The sequence below is a fragment of the Kitasatospora hibisci genome (genome assembly GCF_043950205.1).
GTDB classification, from domain to species: domain Bacteria; phylum Actinomycetota; class Actinomycetes; order Streptomycetales; family Streptomycetaceae; genus Kitasatospora; species Kitasatospora hibisci.
Genome location: NZ_CP171642.1, coordinates 483,494 through 498,880, shown reverse-complemented (window position 1 = coordinate 498,880; position 15,387 = coordinate 483,494). Strand labels below are relative to the sequence as shown.

Annotated in this window: 18 protein-coding genes; 9 read left to right on the top strand and 9 right to left on the bottom strand. The window is 72.9% G+C overall.

The annotated features are described in order from the left end of the window. Positions 1-3: 3 nt before the first annotated feature. The 3 genes from ACF9IK_RS02410 to ACF9IK_RS02400 all read left to right on the top strand — a co-directional run bounded on the left by ACF9IK_RS02410 (position 4) and on the right by ACF9IK_RS02400 (position 2,951). Entirely contained in the window at positions 4-738 is a 735-nt protein-coding gene (locus tag ACF9IK_RS02410) for a hypothetical protein (protein WP_395292557.1), read from the top strand. Next, entirely contained in the window at positions 735-1,319 is a 585-nt protein-coding gene (locus ACF9IK_RS02405; protein ID WP_395292556.1) for a potassium channel family protein, read from the top strand. The genes ACF9IK_RS02410 and ACF9IK_RS02405 overlap by 4 nt, the downstream gene beginning before the upstream one ends. A gap of 282 nt (positions 1,320-1,601) precedes the next feature. Continuing rightward, entirely contained in the window at positions 1,602-2,951 is a 1,350-nt protein-coding gene (locus tag ACF9IK_RS02400; RefSeq protein WP_395292555.1) for a chloride channel protein, read from the top strand. A gap of 16 nt (positions 2,952-2,967) precedes the next feature. Here ACF9IK_RS02400 and ACF9IK_RS02395 read toward each other — a convergent pair whose 3' ends face one another. After that, on the bottom strand, positions 2,968-3,507 hold the full coding sequence (locus ACF9IK_RS02395) for a MarR family winged helix-turn-helix transcriptional regulator (protein WP_395292554.1): 540 nt from the start codon (positions 3,505-3,507) through the stop codon (positions 2,968-2,970). Positions 3,508-3,733: 226 nt separating this feature from the next. On the opposite strand from ACF9IK_RS02395, the gene ACF9IK_RS02390 reads away from it, so the two are divergent. Continuing rightward, on the top strand, positions 3,734-4,804 hold the full coding sequence (locus ACF9IK_RS02390) for an alkene reductase (RefSeq protein ID WP_395292553.1): 1,071 nt from the start codon (positions 3,734-3,736) through the stop codon (positions 4,802-4,804). Positions 4,805-5,001: 197 nt separating this feature from the next. Then, positions 5,002-5,907 carry an NADP-dependent oxidoreductase gene (locus ACF9IK_RS02385; protein WP_395292552.1) on the top strand — a complete coding sequence of 302 codons (906 nt, stop codon included), beginning with the start codon at positions 5,002-5,004 and terminating at the stop codon, positions 5,905-5,907. Positions 5,908-6,057: 150 nt separating this feature from the next. Here the strand turns inward: ACF9IK_RS02385 and ACF9IK_RS02380 are convergent, their stop codons facing one another. Next, on the bottom strand, positions 6,058-7,026 hold the full coding sequence (locus ACF9IK_RS02380; protein WP_395298450.1) for an SMP-30/gluconolactonase/LRE family protein: 969 nt from the start codon (positions 7,024-7,026) through the stop codon (positions 6,058-6,060). Positions 7,027-7,117: 91 nt separating this feature from the next. Here ACF9IK_RS02380 and ACF9IK_RS02375 point away from each other — a divergent pair, with 91 nt between their 5' ends. Further along, on the top strand, positions 7,118-7,558 hold the full coding sequence (locus ACF9IK_RS02375) for an Lrp/AsnC family transcriptional regulator (protein WP_395298449.1): 441 nt from the start codon (positions 7,118-7,120) through the stop codon (positions 7,556-7,558). A gap of 238 nt (positions 7,559-7,796) precedes the next feature. Here ACF9IK_RS02375 and ACF9IK_RS02370 read toward each other — a convergent pair whose 3' ends face one another. Beyond that, complete coding sequence (locus ACF9IK_RS02370; RefSeq protein ID WP_395292551.1) at positions 7,797-8,375, bottom strand: histidine phosphatase family protein; 579 nt, start codon at positions 8,373-8,375, stop codon at positions 7,797-7,799. Between the two features lie 322 nt (positions 8,376-8,697). Between ACF9IK_RS02370 and ACF9IK_RS02365 the strand changes: the two genes are divergently transcribed. Continuing rightward, positions 8,698-8,913: a CbtB domain-containing protein gene (locus tag ACF9IK_RS02365; RefSeq protein WP_313767531.1), complete on the top strand. Its 216-nt coding sequence runs from the start codon at positions 8,698-8,700 to the stop codon at positions 8,911-8,913. An 18-nt stretch (positions 8,914-8,931) separates the two neighbouring features. Continuing rightward, a complete protein-coding gene (locus ACF9IK_RS02360) occupies positions 8,932-9,690 on the top strand; it encodes a CbtA family protein (protein ID WP_395298448.1) in 759 nt (252 codons plus the stop codon). Between the two features lie 61 nt (positions 9,691-9,751). Here ACF9IK_RS02360 and ACF9IK_RS02355 read toward each other — a convergent pair whose 3' ends face one another. The 5 genes from ACF9IK_RS02355 to ACF9IK_RS02335 form a co-directional block, all read right to left on the bottom strand. Continuing rightward, entirely contained in the window at positions 9,752-10,003 is a 252-nt protein-coding gene (locus ACF9IK_RS02355; RefSeq protein WP_395292550.1) for a hypothetical protein, read from the bottom strand. An 85-nt stretch (positions 10,004-10,088) separates the two neighbouring features. Then, complete coding sequence (locus ACF9IK_RS02350; RefSeq protein ID WP_395292549.1) at positions 10,089-11,024, bottom strand: amino acid ABC transporter permease; 936 nt, start codon at positions 11,022-11,024, stop codon at positions 10,089-10,091. After that, positions 11,021-11,686: an amino acid ABC transporter permease gene (locus ACF9IK_RS02345; protein WP_395292548.1), complete on the bottom strand. Its 666-nt coding sequence runs from the start codon at positions 11,684-11,686 to the stop codon at positions 11,021-11,023. Before ACF9IK_RS02345 ends, ACF9IK_RS02350 begins: the two co-directional genes overlap by 4 nt. Positions 11,687-11,815: 129 nt before the next feature. Further along, entirely contained in the window at positions 11,816-12,691 is an 876-nt protein-coding gene (locus ACF9IK_RS02340; RefSeq protein ID WP_395292547.1) for a glutamate ABC transporter substrate-binding protein, read from the bottom strand. Positions 12,692-12,735: 44 nt separating this feature from the next. Then, a complete protein-coding gene (locus ACF9IK_RS02335; RefSeq protein WP_395298447.1) occupies positions 12,736-13,488 on the bottom strand; it encodes an amino acid ABC transporter ATP-binding protein in 753 nt (250 codons plus the stop codon). A gap of 271 nt (positions 13,489-13,759) precedes the next feature. Here ACF9IK_RS02335 and ACF9IK_RS02330 point away from each other — a divergent pair, with 271 nt between their 5' ends. Then, entirely contained in the window at positions 13,760-14,557 is a 798-nt protein-coding gene (locus ACF9IK_RS02330; RefSeq protein WP_395292546.1) for a metal-dependent hydrolase, read from the top strand. 18 nt (positions 14,558-14,575) lie between these two features. Here the strand turns inward: ACF9IK_RS02330 and ACF9IK_RS02325 are convergent, their stop codons facing one another. Further along, positions 14,576-15,022 (bottom strand): NTP pyrophosphohydrolase, encoded by a 447-nt coding sequence (locus ACF9IK_RS02325; protein WP_395292545.1) that lies wholly within the window; start codon positions 15,020-15,022, stop codon positions 14,576-14,578. Between the last annotated feature and the right edge of the window lie 365 nt (positions 15,023-15,387).

Here is a 15,387-nt window from a genome sequence, read left to right as displayed (position 1 = left end):
GCGGTGGACTTCGTCAACCAGGCCCTGCTGCTGGCCGCCACGTTGCTGATGTTCGCGGTCCCGTTCATGCTCGTCGCCTCGGCCCTGGGCGGGCGCTCGGCGGTGCCGACGCTGACACTCCGGCTGGGCCTGAGTCATGAGGCGGCCGCCGACCTCGGTCATCTGTTCGCCTCCTCGGCGGCCACCTCGGCGGCGATCAGCGGCCTCTCGTGGGTCTTCTTCGTCCTGGCCGGCGTCGTCGTGGCCGGTTCACTCCAGCAGCCTTACCAGCAGGTGTTCCAACTGCCGTCGCGCGGGCGCCGGGACCGGCTGCGGGCGCTGGTCTGGCTCGTCCTGTGCGTGGCCTGGCTCGCCGTGGGCAGCACCCTGGGCTACGAGATCCACACGATCGTGCCGATCCTCTGGTGGTTCCTCAACGTCCTCGTGTTCACCGGGTTCTTCTGGTTCACGATGTGGTTCCTGCTGGCCGGCCGGATCGGCTGGCGCACCCTGCTCCCGTGCGCCGTCGCCACCGGCACGTTCTGGATCGGCATGGTGGCGTTCTTCAACGTCGCCCTCTCCCGGATGGTCGTCAACTCCAACCGGGAGTACGGGCCGATCGGCGCGGTGTTCGCCCTCATGTCGTTCTTCATCGCGATCGGGGTGGTGATCATCCTGGGTGCGGCCACGGGCATGACGTGGCAGGACCGCGGCATGTCCGTCCGGGCCGCAGCGAACAGGCTTCGGCGGACGTCATGACCGCCGACACGGACGCCGGACCCCGGGACCGGCCCGCGGCCCGGCGGCCCTCGGTCGGCCGGCTCGTCTGGACCGTTCTGCGCGTGGTGGGCTCGGTCGCCGCCCTGGGAACCCTGTACTACGCGCTGCCCCTCGACAACTCCTCGACCCCGGCCGCGCTCACCATGCTGCTCACCGGGCTGGCGGCATTCGTCGCCCTGGTCGCCCTCCAGGTCCGCTCGATCCTGCGCTCCCGGTACCCGGGGCTGCGGGCCGTCGAGGCGCTGGCCACCAGCATCCCGTTCTTCCTGCTGCTGTTCGCGGGCACCTACGTCACCATGGCCGGGGAGTCGCCCGCCAACTTCGAACGGCACCTGTCCCACACCGACGCGCTCTACTTCACCGTCACCGTGTTCTCCACGGTGGGGTTCGGCGACATCACGGCCAAGTCCCAGGGGGCGCGGCTGGTGGTGACCGGGCAGATGCTCGCCGACCTGGTCGTCTTCGGCCTGGCCCTCAAGGTCGTGGTGGGTGCGGTACGCCGTGGCCGGCAACGCAGGACCGGCGGGGAAGCCTCCCCGGGCGAGCACGAGGAGGGGTGAGCGGGCCACCGGTGGGGCGGACCGGCCCCACCGGTGCGGTCGGCCGCGGTACACGGGTCGCGGTTCGCGGGGTACGGGCGTGCCGCAGCAGGGGGAGGCGCCCGCGCCCGCGATGATGCCAGGGACGGATGTGCAGCGGCCGCCGGGCGGTGGCGCCGCCGACCTTGCCACCGCCGACCTTGCCACCGCCGACCACTGCCGCCGCCGACCACTGTCACCGCCAGACCCAGGCCCGGGCAACCGCGTGTTCCGGTCGGGCCGGATGCCGAGGAGACGATACGTATGCCGGCCGGACCGCCCGCCGAGCCCACCGGCGCCGCCGCAGCGCCGCAGAACCCGTGGGCGGTCGTCCGCTCCCGCGGCTACGTGTCGATCCTGGTGATCTCGGCACTTCTCGGCGTCCCGATCTCGGCCGGCGCGTTCGGGTTCCTCGCGCTGGTCTCCGAGCTCCAGTCGCTGGTCTACGACGACCTGCCGAAGGGCCTCGGCTTCCACGGCACCCCCGACTGGTGGGCGATCCCGTTGCTCGTGGTGGCCGGCGTGCTGGTCGCCCTGACGATCCGGTACCTGCCCGGGGGCGGCGGCCACGAACCGGCCGAAGGGCTCAAGACCGGCGGCACGCCCTCGGTCGCCGCGGTGCCCGGGGTGGCGCTCGCCGCGATCGCCTCGCTCAGCCTCGGCGTCGTCCTCGGTCCGGAGGCCCCGCTGATCGCGCTCGGCGGCGGGCTCGCGGTCGGCGTCGTCAAGGTGGTGAAACGCGACGCCCCGCCCAGCGCCGTCGGCGTGATCGGCGCGGCCGGCAGCTTCGCGGCCATCAGCGAGCTGCTCGGCTCCCCGCTGGTCGGCGCCTTCCTGCTGATGGAGGCCTCCGGGCTGGGCGGGCCGATGATGGGAGTGGTGCTGGTGCCCGGCCTGCTCTCCGCGGGCGTCGGATCGCTGATCTTCACCGGCCTCGGCAGCTGGACCGGCCTCGGCACCTACTCCCTGGTGCTGAGCCAGCCCCCGGCGGCCGGCCGGCCGACCCTCGGCGAGTTCCTCTGGGCGGTCGTCGTGGGCGTCGTCGCCGCGCTGCTCGGCGAGGCGATCCGCCGTTCCGCGCTCGCCCTGCGGAAGCTGGTCGACCGCCACCGGCTGTCGCTCACCGTCCTGATGGGCCTTGCCGTCGGTGTGATCGCCCTGCTGTACGCAGAGATCACCGACCGGCCGATCACCGGGGTGCTCTTCTCCGGCCAGGACGCACTCGGCCCGCTGCTGGCGGACAGCGCGGGGTACACGGCGGCCACCCTCGTCGTCCTCGTGGTGTGCAAGTCACTGGCCTACTGCGCCTCGATGAGCGCCTTCCGCGGCGGCCCGGTCTTCCCCGCCATCTTCGTGGGTGCCGCCGGCGGGCTCGCCCTCTCCCACCTGCCCGGCCTGGGCACCACCGCCGGATTCGCCGTGGGCATCGGCGCGATGGCGGTGGCGATGCTGAAACTGCCGATGACCTCCGTGATGCTGGCCACCCTGCTGCTCGGCACGGACGGCCTGACCGTGATGCCGCTGGTGATCGTGGCCGTCGTGGTCTCCTACGTCGGCACGATGCGGCTGGCCCGGCTCCCCGAAGGCCCGCAGCCGGCCGCGCCCGCCGGATGACCGCGCCCGGCCGACGCTAGCCCTCCGCGTCCGCGCAGGCGGCCGGGTCGGCGGCGGCGCGGACGAGGTTCTGCTCCAGGAGCTCCAGGCTGTCCAGGGCCGCGGCGCGCTCGCCGGCCGACATGTCCGCCGTCACGAGCTCCTCCAGTCGGCCCCAGCTCTGCTCGACCTCACGGCGCAGGGCGAGGCTGGCCGCGGTGGGTTCGACGAGCGAGGCGCGCCTGTCGGTGGGGCAGGGGCGGCGGCGGACGAAGCCGGCCTGCTCCAGACGCTGCACGGTACGGGTCATGGTGGCGGCGTCCGAGTCCAGCAGCCGCACCAGGTCGGTCTGGCGCTGGGGGCCGAGCTCCCACAGGTGCATCATGACGAGCTCCTGGCCGGGGTGAAGGCCGATGCGGCGCAGCAGTTGCCCGGCGAACATGCGGTGCAGGCGGGCGACGCGGAAGATCGCGTGGCTGATCGGCCCGCCGCCGGCCGCCGCGGGCACCGGGACGCTGGCCCCCCCCTGCCCGGTCTGCGCGGGGTCCGTCCCGGTCTCCGGTGTGGTCGGTGCCATGTGGTCCTCGCTCTCACTTCCTGTCTGCTCATCCAATCCTACTCACTGCGCCGCAGGGCAGGTGGATGTTTCGGGTGCCAGTGCACACATACGCTGGCAGGGGCATGTGGTGCAGGTCACATTGTGTCGCGGAATGGGTTCCCGGGATTTACTTGTTCGGACAGTCAATGGCTCTGATGGCCCCGCCCGCGGGCCCGGAGCGCCACTCCGAAACGAGGGAACGACCATGACCACCGCATTCGATCCGATCGTCCTGGGCGGCCGCCGCCTGACCAGCCGCATCGCGATGGCGCCGATGACCCGGAGCCGTGCGTACGGCCCCGGCGCGGAGCCCACCGACCTGATGGCCACCTACTACGCGCAGCGCGCCGGAGCAGGCCTGATCGTCACCGAGGGCATCCAGCCCTCGCCGGTCGGCCAGGGCTACCCCGACACCCCCGGGCTGCACACGGCCGGACAGGTGGCGGCCTGGCGGAAGGTGACCGACGCCGTGCACCGCGAGGGCGGCGTGATCTTCGCGCAGCTGATGCACACCGGCCGGATCGGCCACCCCAGCCTGCTGCCCGACGGTCTGCTGCCGGTCGGGCCGTCGCCGGTGGCCGCAAAGGGGCAGGTCTTCACCCATGAGGGCCCGAAGGCCTTCGTGACCCCGAAGGAACTGGACGAGGCGGAGATCCTTCGGACGATCGCCGACTACGCCGCCGCGGCGCGCAACGCCGTCGAGGCCGGGTTCGACGGCGTGGAGATCCACGGCGCCAACGGCTACCTGATCCATCAGTTCCTCGCCCCGAACGCCAATCGGCGCACCGACGCCTGGGGTGGCGACACCGAGGGCCGGGTCCGCCTCGCGGTCGAGGTCACCACCGCGGTGGCCGAGGAGATCGGCGGTCACCGGGTGGGCCTGCGGATCTCGCCCGGGAACCCCTACAACGACATCGCCGAGGAGAACCCGGGGGAGGACTACGAGGCGCTGCTGGAGCGGATCGGCGGTCTCGACCTGGCCTACCTGCACCTGCTGGAGGGCCCGGACCGCGACCTGACCGCGCGCCTGCGCAAGGCCTGGCCGGGCACGTTCCTCCTCAACCCGTTCACCCATCCGGACGTCACCGGCCCCGACGCGCTGCGGCTGGTCGAGGACGGCATCGCGGACATGATCACTTTCGGCGCGCTGTTCCTGGCCAACCCGGATCTGCCGGCCCGGCTGGCCGCCGGCGGCCCGTTCAACACCCCGGACCAGGCCACCTTCTACGGCGGCGACCACCACGGCTACACCGACTACCCCACCCTGGCCTCCTGAGCCGCGAGGCCCTGCTCCCCGGAGGGGCGCGTCGCCCGAGGCTGCGCCGATCCCGGTGCCGACCGACCACCGCAGCGTCGACCGGCGCGCCCGCAACCCCCGAGCGGAGAGCCCGCCACGGCGGCCGCGCAGCGGGTCGGGACGCGCGCCCCTTCCTCCCCCCAACCCCTTCCCGCCCGTTCCCACCAGGAGTCCCGATGTCCAAAGCGATCACCTTCTCCGAGTACGGCACCCCCGACGTGCTGCGGTTGTCGGAAGTCACCCCGCCGGAGCCGGGACCGGGCCAGGTCCGGATCCGGGTGCGCGCCGCGTCTGTGAACCCGCTCGACCTGAAGATCCGGTCCGGCCTGATGGCCGGCCGGGGCCCGGCCGGCTTCCCGGTGATCCCGGGCCTCGACGCGGCCGGCGTCGTCGACGCCGTCGGCGAGGGAGCCGACGCGGCCGTGGGCGACGAGGTCCTGGGCTCCACCGTGGGCGGCGGCTACGCCGAGTACGCCCTGGTCGAGCGGCCGGTGGCCAAACCCGACGCACTGTCCTGGGAGCTCGCCGCCTCGCTGGTCACGGTCGGCCGGACGGCGTTCCGCGTCCTCGGGCAGCTGGGCGTCCAGGCCGGCCGGACGCTGCTCGTCCACGGTGCCGCCGGCAGCGTCGGCGTCGTAGCGGTCCAGCTGGCCGTCGCCCGCGGCGTCTCCGTCGTCGGCACTGCCTCCGAGCGCGACCTGGAGCGCGTCGCCGCGCTCGGGGCCGCCGCGGTCCGCTACGGCGACGGCTGGGGGGAGCGGGTCGAGGCGGCCGTCCCCGGTGGGGTGGACTTCGTCCTCGACGCCTCGGGCGCCGGAGTGCTCCCCGGCTCCGTCGCCCTCGTCGGCGATCCGGGAAGGGTCATCACCATCGCCGACATGTCCGCCGCGCAGCACCGCGTCCGCTTCAGCGCCGCCACCGGCGAGCACGGTGAGGACGCGTTGCCGGAGCTGGTGCGGTCGGCGGCCGCCGGGCGGCTCGCGGTGCCGGTCTGGCGTACCTATCCGCTGGCGGAGGCCGCCCGGGCCCACGTCGACCTTGGGGCCCGCCGCAACCGGGGCAAGGCCGTCCTGTTGCCCTGACGACGAGCGGAGCCCCCGCGGGTCCCGCCGGGCCCCGGGACCCCCGGGGCCCGTGAGTTCTGACACCGCCCCGGCGTGCCGTCGCGTCATGCCCTGGATCGCCACCGGTGGACTGCCGGCGCCGGGCTCCGGGGCGGCGGCCGATCGCCGTCAGCGGTGCCGGTGGACGCGGGGGGCGCCCGTCACGGACAGCACCAGCGAGTACAGGGACGTCGTGGCGGTGATGAAGAGCCGGTTGTTCTTCGGACCGCCGAACGCGATGTTCGAGACGTGCTCGGGGGCCAGCAGGCGGCCGATCAGGGTGCCGTCCGGTGCGTAGCAGTGGACGCCGTCGCCCATGGCCGCCGCCCAGAGCCGCCCGTCGTCGTCGAAGCGGATGTTGTCGAAGCGGGCGGTACCGGCAGCGGCGTCGGCGGGGGTGCGGGCACGGGTGCCGGGGACGTCTGCGGCCTTGGCGAAGACCTGGCCGTCGGCGAGGGTGCCGTCCTCGCGGACGTCGAAGCCGCGGATGTGCCCGGCCCGGGTGTCCGACACGAACAGCCGCTGCTCGTCGGGGGAGAGGACCAGCCCGTTGGGCCCGGCGAAGCCGTCGGCGGCGAGGTGGACCTCGCCGCCGACCGGATCGATCCGGTAGACGTGGCAGGCGCCGATCTCGCTGTCCGCGCGGTGCCCCTCGTAGTCGCTGGTGATGCCGAAGTCGGGATCGGAGAACCAGATCGTGCCGTCGGAGCGGACGACCGCGTCGTTGGGCGAGTTGAGCCGCTTGCCCCGGTATCGGTCGGCGAGGACGGTGATCGTGCCGTCGTGCTCGGTGCGGGTGACGCGGCGGCCGCCCTGCTCGCAGGTGATCAGGCGCCCCCGGTGGTCGAGGGTGTTGCCGTTGCTGTGTCCGGCCGGGGAGCGGAAGAGCGCGGTCGTGCCGGTGACCTCGTCCCAGCGCAGCATCCGGTCGTTGGGGATGTCGCTCCAGAGGAGCTGGCGCCAGGCGGGCAGGTAGAGCGGCCCCTCGGCCCAGCGACAGTCCCCGTGCAGCCGCTCCAGCCGGGTGTCCCCGTTCGCGCAGGGGCGGAAGCGGTCGTCCAGAATCTCGTACAGCCCGAACTCGATCACGCCAGACATCATCCACATCCCATCGCTGATTGCCAGATGGCATTCCGTTGTAATGGAGTATGACAGGACAAGGTATGGTGCCACCATGGCGACCGAGAACCTGGACCACACCGACCGCGCCCTGCTGGCGCTGCTTCAGAACGACGCCGGTCAGGCCTATGCGGCCCTCGGCAAGGCCGTCGGCCTCTCCACCGCCGCTGCCCACGAGCGGGTGCGCAAGCTCCGCGAGCACGGCGTCGTCCGCCGCGCGACCGTCGAGGTGGACCCGAGGCGCCTCGGGCTCGGTGTGCTCGCCTTCGTCATGGTCGAGTCCTCCGCGTGGATGGGTGACTCGGCGGAGGCCTTCGCGGCGATCCCCGAGATCGAGGAGGCACACGTCATCGCCGGCAGCGCATCGGTCCTGGTCAAGGTCCGCACGGCCACCACCGAACGGCTCCAGGACGTCCTCCGCCGCCTCTACGCCATCGACGGCGTGAGCGGCACCCAGGCCACCGTCGCCCTGGAGACCTTCTTCGAACGCCCTCCGTCCCCGACCGCGTGAGCCGACCCGCCGGCCGTCGGCCCGGCGCGTTTCGCTGCGACTTCCGCGGCACCGACGACCGGCGCTCTGCCGACGTCGGCCGCCGTCTCGACGGCCGGGACGGTGCCGAGCACCGAGCCGGCGTGCGCGCCGGCCGGGTCGTGGGCGAGCGGACCGGGTGCACCTGTCGCCGGCCCGGTGCCGACCGTGGTGATCACCTGCGCGGTGAACGGGTGGGTGCGGGTGTGCCCGCGCCGGGTCAGAGGGTTCGCCCGCAGCGCAGGTTCCAGCGCCCGGCGCGCCCGGTGAGCTCGGTGAGCGTCAGCGGTGCGACGTCGATCCGCCAGAACGCCTGGGCGGGCAGACCCAGGCCGTGGACCACGGCGGCCCGGACCACCGCCGCCTCCACCACGGCCAGCACCGGTCCAGCGGCCGCCGGCTCACCCGGCTCGCCCAGCTCGTCCAGCCAGCCTCGGATCCGCGAGCCGAGGGCCGCGACGGACTCACCGCCGTGGGGGGCTGCGTCCGGATCGGACAGCCAGGCCGCGATCGCCCCGGGTTCGGCGGCGACGAGCTCGGGAAGGCGGTGGCCCTCCCAGCGCCCCCAGTCGCAGTCGGCGAGTTCGGGGGTGACCGCGGCGTTCAGGCCCAGGGCGGCCGCGGTCCCCGTGCAGCGCACGGATGGCCCGGCGAGGACACGGGTGGCGGTCGGGACGGCGGCGGCCGCTGCCCGTACACGGCGCACGGCGGCGCTGTCCAGGGGCGCGTCCCCGCCGAACCGCGCCAGTCGGCCGTCGTCGGTCAGGGCCGGTGAGACAAGCATCACCCGTACCGTCATTCCCGCTGTCCTCCCTGGTTCCCGATCCCGCCCGGCGGCCGGGGCGGTCCGTATGCGTAGCCCTCGCGGGGTGCGTTGCGGATGGAGCACGCCGACATCACGGTTTCTCCCGGGCCCTTGGCCGGGACCGGCGGTACACGCTACCGTCTGGCCGTTATGACGACGGTGTGACGGAAGCCCGGTGCAACTCCGGCACGGTCGCGCCACTGTGAGACCGGTGTCCGATGCCCTGTCAGGGAATCGGGTGTCGGTGAGTCAGACCCGCCGCTGTCGTCTCCTGCTCCATCGAACGGGACGCGTAGTTCCCCAAGGAGGTCTGGTCATGGCTCACCCCATCGCCCCCGCCGCCGTCACGCCGGCCATCACTCCCATCTCGCTGAAGGCGATCGCCCCGTGGGCGCTCTTCGTCGGCATCCTGGCGCTCGTGCTCCTCTACTTCGTCGGCGCCGAGCAGGGTGCCTTCTCGGTCATCGCCGGCGAGGACGTGCACGAGTGGGTGCACGACGGCCGGCACCTGCTCGGCTTCCCCTGCCACTGATCGCGCAGGGAGTCGCACATCGTGAACATCTCCGTCGGATCCCTGCTCGGCCGCGGCATGCTCGCCGGCCTGCTGGCAGGCCTGCCCACCCTGGCCGTCGCCTACCTGCTCGGTGAGGGCCCCATCGACTCCGCCATCGCCTACGAGGACGGTCACGCGGCCGGTCACGGCATGGAGGAGGAACTGGTCAGCCGGACGCTCCAGTCCACCGCCGGGCTGGCCACCGGCATCGTGGTCACCAGCGTCGCGCTCGGCGGCATCGCCGCACTCGTGTTCGCCTTCGCGCTCGGGCGCATCGGCCGGTTCGGCCCGCGGGCCACCGCGCTGCTGCTGTCCGGTGCGGCCTTCACCGCGGTGGGCCTGGTGCCGTTCCTGAAGTACCCGGCCAACCCCCCGGCCAGCAGCGATCCGGAAACGCTCGACTCCCGGACCGCGCTGTTCTTCCTGATGATCGCGCTCAGCGTGCTGCTGGCGGTCGCAGCCGTCATTCTCGGCCGGCGGCTGGCACCCGTGCTGGGCGACTGGAACGCCACGGTGGCGGCCGGCGCCGCGTTCGTGCTCGCGGTCGGCGTGGCGTACGCACTCCTTCCGTCCGTCAGCGAGACCCCGGAGGACTTCCCGGCCACCGTGCTGTGGGAGTTCCGGGTGGCGGCCCTGGCGATCCAGGCCACCCTCTGGGTCTCCTTCGGTCTGGTGTTCGGCCACCTCGCCGAGCGTCTGATCCACCCCGTGACCCGCGCCGTGCGGGCCACGGAGGGGTCGGCCTCGACGGTCTGACGCCGCCTTCCGAATCCGTGCGCCGCCCGCCACCGACCCGACCGCCCCGGCAGCGGGTGGCTCACGTGCCCCTGGCGGCCTCCTCCACGGCGGCGAGCAGCCGGGCGTGGACGGCCACCGCTGCCTGGCGGGTGACCGGGTCGGCGTCCTCCAGGTGAGGGGCGATCAGCTCGGCTGCCGCCGCCAGCACCGGTACCGGTACCGACGCCTGCCGCAGGTGGAGCAACTGCGATGCGGCCCGCTCACCCGGGGTGGCCCCGGTGTGGCTGGTGGGGATCAGGGCGTGCAGGCCGCGCGGCTGGGTGCTGGTCACCGGCCCATTGTCCCGCCCGCCGCGCCGCCTCCTCACCAGGCGGTGCCGGGGTCTCCGCTCTCCGGCCGCCCGCCGCGGCCGGGCGTCACCGTTCGGGAGGAGGCCGGCCGTCGTCGAGGTCCTCGTGGCCCAGGTGCTCGCCCGGGGTCGCCAGCTCCTCGACCGCGTCGGCGGTGACCACCGCGCCGGTGGACCGTTTGCCGCGCCGCAGCCGGCCCTCCAGCCAGCCGGCGAAGGAGGTCAGCGCGATGTTCAGCAGCACGAACAGCACCGCCACCACGGTGAAGCAGGCGATCGTGTTCGCCCCGTAGTTGGCGCTCATCGGACGCACCGACGCCAGCAGTTCGGAGAAGCCGAGCAGCGCGCCGCCGAGCGCGGTGTCCTTCACGATGACCACCAGCTGGCTGACGATCGCCGGCAGCATCGCGGTGACCGACTGCGGCAGCAGCACGTAGCGCATGACCTGGTTCCTGCGCATGCCGATCGCCTTGGCCGCGTCGGTCTGGCCCCGGGGCAGGGCGAGGATCCCGGCCCGGACGATCTCGGCCAGCACGGAGGCGTTGTAGAGGACGAGGCCGGTGACCACGGCGTACAGCGGCCGGATGTCGGGGCCGACGTCGGTGAACTCGGCGTAGGCCGCGTTCGCGAAGAGCATCAGGATCAGGACCGGGATGGCGCGGAAGAACTCCACGACGGTGCCGGCCGTCCAGCGCACCGACCGGTGGTCGGAGAGCCGGGCGATGCCGAACAGTGCGCCGAGCGGCAGCGCGATCACCATGGCCAGTGCGGCGGCGATGAGCGTGTTCTTCAGCGCCGGCAGGAGGTAGGTCTCCCAGACCCGGGGGTCCGTGAAGAAGGGCTGCCACTTCGCCCAGGCGAGCTGACCCTTGTCGGCGAGGCTCCCCACCACCCACCAGAGCAGCGCGGCGAGGGCGACCAGGAACACCGCCGTGAACAGCACGTTCTGCCGTCTGGCCCGCGGCCCCGGAACGTCGTAGAGCCCGGAGGGGGAGGATGTCACCGGCGCACCGCGACCTTCTTGCCCACCCAGCCGAGGAAGAGCCCGGTCGGGAGGGTCAGGCAGATGAACCCGAAGGCGAAGATGGCGGAGATCAGGATGAGCTGGGCCTCGTTCTCGATCATCACCCGCATCAGCGCCGCGGCCTCGGCGACGCCGATCGCGGCCGCCACGGTGGTGTTCTTGGTGAGGGCGATCAGCACGTTCGCCAGCGGACCGACCACCGAGCGGAAGGCCTGCGGGAGCACGATGAGGGTCAGCACCTGGGTGAACCGCAGGCCGACGGCCCGGGCGGCCTCGGTCTGCCCGACCGGCACGGTGTTGATGCCGGCCCGCAGCGCCTCGCAGACGAACGCCGAGGTGTAGGCGGTCAGGCCGAGCACGGCCAGCCGGAAGTCGATCGTCTTGAAGCTGTCGGCGCCGAGCGTGACGCCGAGCGTCTGGAACAGGCCCAGCGAGGTGAAGACGATGATCACGGTGAGCGGGATGTTCCGGACCACGTTGACGTAGACGGTGCCGAAGCCCCGCATCAGGGGCACCGGGCTGACGCGCATGGCGGCGAGCAGGGTGCCCCAGACCAGGGAGCCGACGGCCGCGTAGAAGGTCAGCTGCACCGTCACCCAGAAGGCGCCCAGCAGGTCGTAGCCCTCAAGAAAGTCGAACACGGTCTCCCGGCCTTCCGCATGGAGGACGCTCCGGCGTCGGTGGAGGGTGCGACGCGCCGCCGACCGACGCGCCGTCGTCGGGGGCGTCGCGCCGGGTGCCGGTGGGGCACGCCCCCGAGGGCGGTCGCCTCAGGTGACGATGACGCCGATCTTCGGGGCGGGCTCGTTCTGGTAGTTGGCCGGCCCGAAGTTCTTCTCGACGGCCGCGTCCCAGGAACCGTCCTGGACCATCTGCTCCAGCGCGGTGTTGATCTTCGCCTTGAGCTCGCTGCCCTCCTGCACGCCGATCCCGTAGTTCTCGTTGCTCATCTTGAAGCCGCCGAGCTTGAACTTGCCCTTGAACTCGGGCTGCGCGGCGTACCCGGCGAGGATCGAGTCGTCGGTGGTCAGCGCGTCGATGACCTTGTTCTCCAGACCGGTCAGGCACTCCGAGTAGCCGCCGTACTCCTGCAACTGCGCGTTGGGCGCGATCCGCGTCTTGACGTTCTGCGCCGAGGTGGAGCCGGTGACCGAGCAGAGCTTCTTGTCGTTGAGGTCCTCGGGCTTCTGGATGGACGTGTCGTCCGCCCGGATCAGGACGTCCTGGTGCGCGAGCAGGTAGGGGCCGGCGAAGTCGACCTTCTCCTCGCGCGCGGGCGTGATCGAGTACGAGGCGGCGATGAAGTCGACGTCGCCGCGCTGGAGCAGCGTCTCGCGGTCGGCGCTCTTGGCCTCCTTCCAGACGATGTCCTCGGGCCGGTACCCGAGCTGCTTGGCGATGTACGTCGCCACGTCGACGTCGAAGCCCGTGTAGGTACCGTCCGGCGTCTTCAGACCGATCCCCGGCTGGTCGAACTTGATGCCGACGGTGATCTTGCCGCCGCTCGGGCCCGAGCCGGCGCCGGTCGCCGCGCCGCTGCCCGTACCGCTGCTGGTGCTGCCGCCGCCGTCGGAGCTGCAGCCGGCCGCGGCCAGGGTGAGTGCGAGCGCGGCGGCGGTCGCCGCGATGGCCTTGCGAAGCTTCATCTGGTCATCCCTTGGTAGTCCCTGGTGCTCGTGAGGCGGCCCGGTCAGTGGTGGAGGATCTTCGAGAGGAAGTCCTTCGCGCGCTCGCTGCGCGGATTGCTGAAGAACCGATCGGGTGTCGTCTCCTCCACGATCCGGCCCTCCGCCATGAACACCACGCGATTGGCCGCCGAACGGGCGAATCCCATCTCGTGGGTGACCACCACCATGGTCATGCCGTCCCGGGCGAGCCGGCGCATGACCTCCAGCACTTCGTTGATCATCTCGGGGTCGAGGGCGGAGGTCGGCTCGTCGAAGAGCATGATCTTCGGGTCCATGGCCAGGGCCCGGGCGATCGCGACCCGCTGCTGCTGGCCGCCGGAGAGCTGTGCGGGGTACTTGTCCGCCTGGGTGGCGACGCCCACCTGGTCGAGCAGCCGGCGGGCCCGCTCGTCGGCGGCCTTGCGGTTCTTCCCACGGACCTTGATCTGGCCGAGCGTCACGTTCTGCAGCACGGTCTTGTGCGCGAACAGGTTGAAGGACTGGAAGACCATCCCCACGTCGGCCCGGAGCGCGGCCAGCTCGCGGCCCTCGGCGGGCAGCGGCCGGCCGTCGATGGAGATCTCGCCGGAGTCGATGGTCTCCAGGCGGTTGATGGCGCGGCACAGCGTGGACTTGCCCCCGCCGGAGGGGCCGATCACCACGACGACCTCGCCGCGCGCGATGGTCAGGTCGATGTCCTGGAGGACGTGGAGCTCGCCGAAGTGCTTGTTGACCTTGCTCAGCACGACCAGGTCGCCGGTGGCCGGGGTGGGGATCTCCGTGCTCACTGTGTACTCCGTACTCCCGCTCGACGGCTACATGCTCCGCCCGCCGGGCCCCGGCCGCACGCCGGGACGGCCCCTTGGCCCTCGGCCGTCGCACGGACGGCGCTCGGGGCCCCGCCGGTCGGGGCCGCCGGTCGGGGCCCGCAGGGCGGAGATCGCGGCCGAGGGGGAGCGCGGTCGGTGGGCCGATCATGTGCCGATATGCTGCGGCTCCGTCAGGTCCTCGCAGGGGGCATGGGTAACGAGGACGGGAGTCTGAATCATGATGGGACCGGCTCATTCGCTGTCGGGAGCGGCGGCGTGGCTGGGCGCCGGCACGGTGGCGGCAGGGCTCGGCGAACCGATGCCGTGGCCGGTGCTCCTGGCCGGCGCGTTGATCTGCGCGGGCGCGGCGCTGGCGCCGGACCTCGACCACAAGGCGGCGACGATATCCCGGGCCTTCGGGCCGGTCTCGCGCACGCTGTGCGAGGTGATCGACAAGCTCTCGTACGCGACGTACAAGGCGACCCGGATGAAGGGCGACCCGCGCCGTTCGGGTGGGCATCGGACGCTGACCCACACCTGGGTGTGGGCGGTGCTCTGTGGCGCCGGTGCGGCCGCGGCCGCGGTGTACGGCGGACGGTGGGGCGTGCTGGCGGTGCTCTTCGTCCACATGGTGCTCGCCATCGAGGGGCTGCTCTGGCGCCACGCCCGGGTCTCCAGCGACGTGCTGGTCTGGCTGCTCGGGGCGACCAGCGCCTGGGTGATCGCCGACGTGCTCGACCGGCCGGGCAACGGCTCGCAGTGGCTGTTCGACCAGCCGGGGCAGGAGTACCTGTGGATCGGCCTGCCGGTCGCACTCGGCGCCCTGGTGCACTGTCTGGGCGACGCGCTGACCGTCTCCGGCTGCCCGGTGCTCTGGCCGATCCCGATCGGGCGCAAGCGCTGGTACCCGGTCGGCCCGCCGAAGGGCATGCGCTTCCGGGCCGGCAGCTGGGTGGAGCTCAAGGTGCTCACGCCGGTCTTCATGGGCGCCGGTGGGGTCTGCGCGCTGGGTGCGCTCGGCTACTTCGGCAGCTGATCGACGGGGCCCGAGCGGTCACGCGCCCGGCCGGACGGCGCGCGGACCGGTCACCTCCGCACCGAGGGCGGCGACCCGGCCGCGGAGCTCCCGGTCGGCGGTGACGACGAGGCAGCCGCGGTGCGGGTCGGCGGCCAGCGCCGCCCGCACCAGCTCGACGATCCGGTCGTCGCCGCTGCCGGACGCGGCGACCACCCGGACCCCCGGCACCGGCGCCACCCCGCGGGCCGCCCCCTCGACGACGAGGACGACGTCCAGGGGGCCGGTACGCGACCACTCCGGCGCCCCCGGCCGGCGGTCCGTCAGCCCGTCGCCGGCGATCGGGGCCAGCGCGTCGCGCAGCCGCTCCGTGGCCCCCCGCCGGTCCCGCCACCAGCCGTCGGGGACCGAGCCCACGACGTTGGCGGCGTCCACCACGAGCAGCGGCACGTCCGGCGCGGCCCCTCCCGCGGTGATCTCGCCCATGGCCGACAAGCCTCTCACGAACGCGACGGTCGACGTCCGGCGAGCGGCCGCCCGCTCCGCTGCGGAGCACGCGGCCGGTGAAGACCCGGTGGGCTCAGCGTCGTTGAGCACCGTCGCCGGTGAGACGTCGGGATCGGCATGAAGCGGGAGGGCGGGCGGGCCCCGCTCCGGAGGAACCCGCCCGGCTCGGGGCCGGCCCGACCGTGATCGTGGCCGTGCCGAGACCGCCGCAGGCGTGGTCCCGGCCGACCGAGCAGCCGCCGCGAGGTCGAGGCGCACTGCCTGATCGCCCACTCCCCGCGTAGCGGCGACCACGCCGTCGCCGCCGGCCACGGCGAGTGCAGCCGGGGCGGAGGTGATCGCCC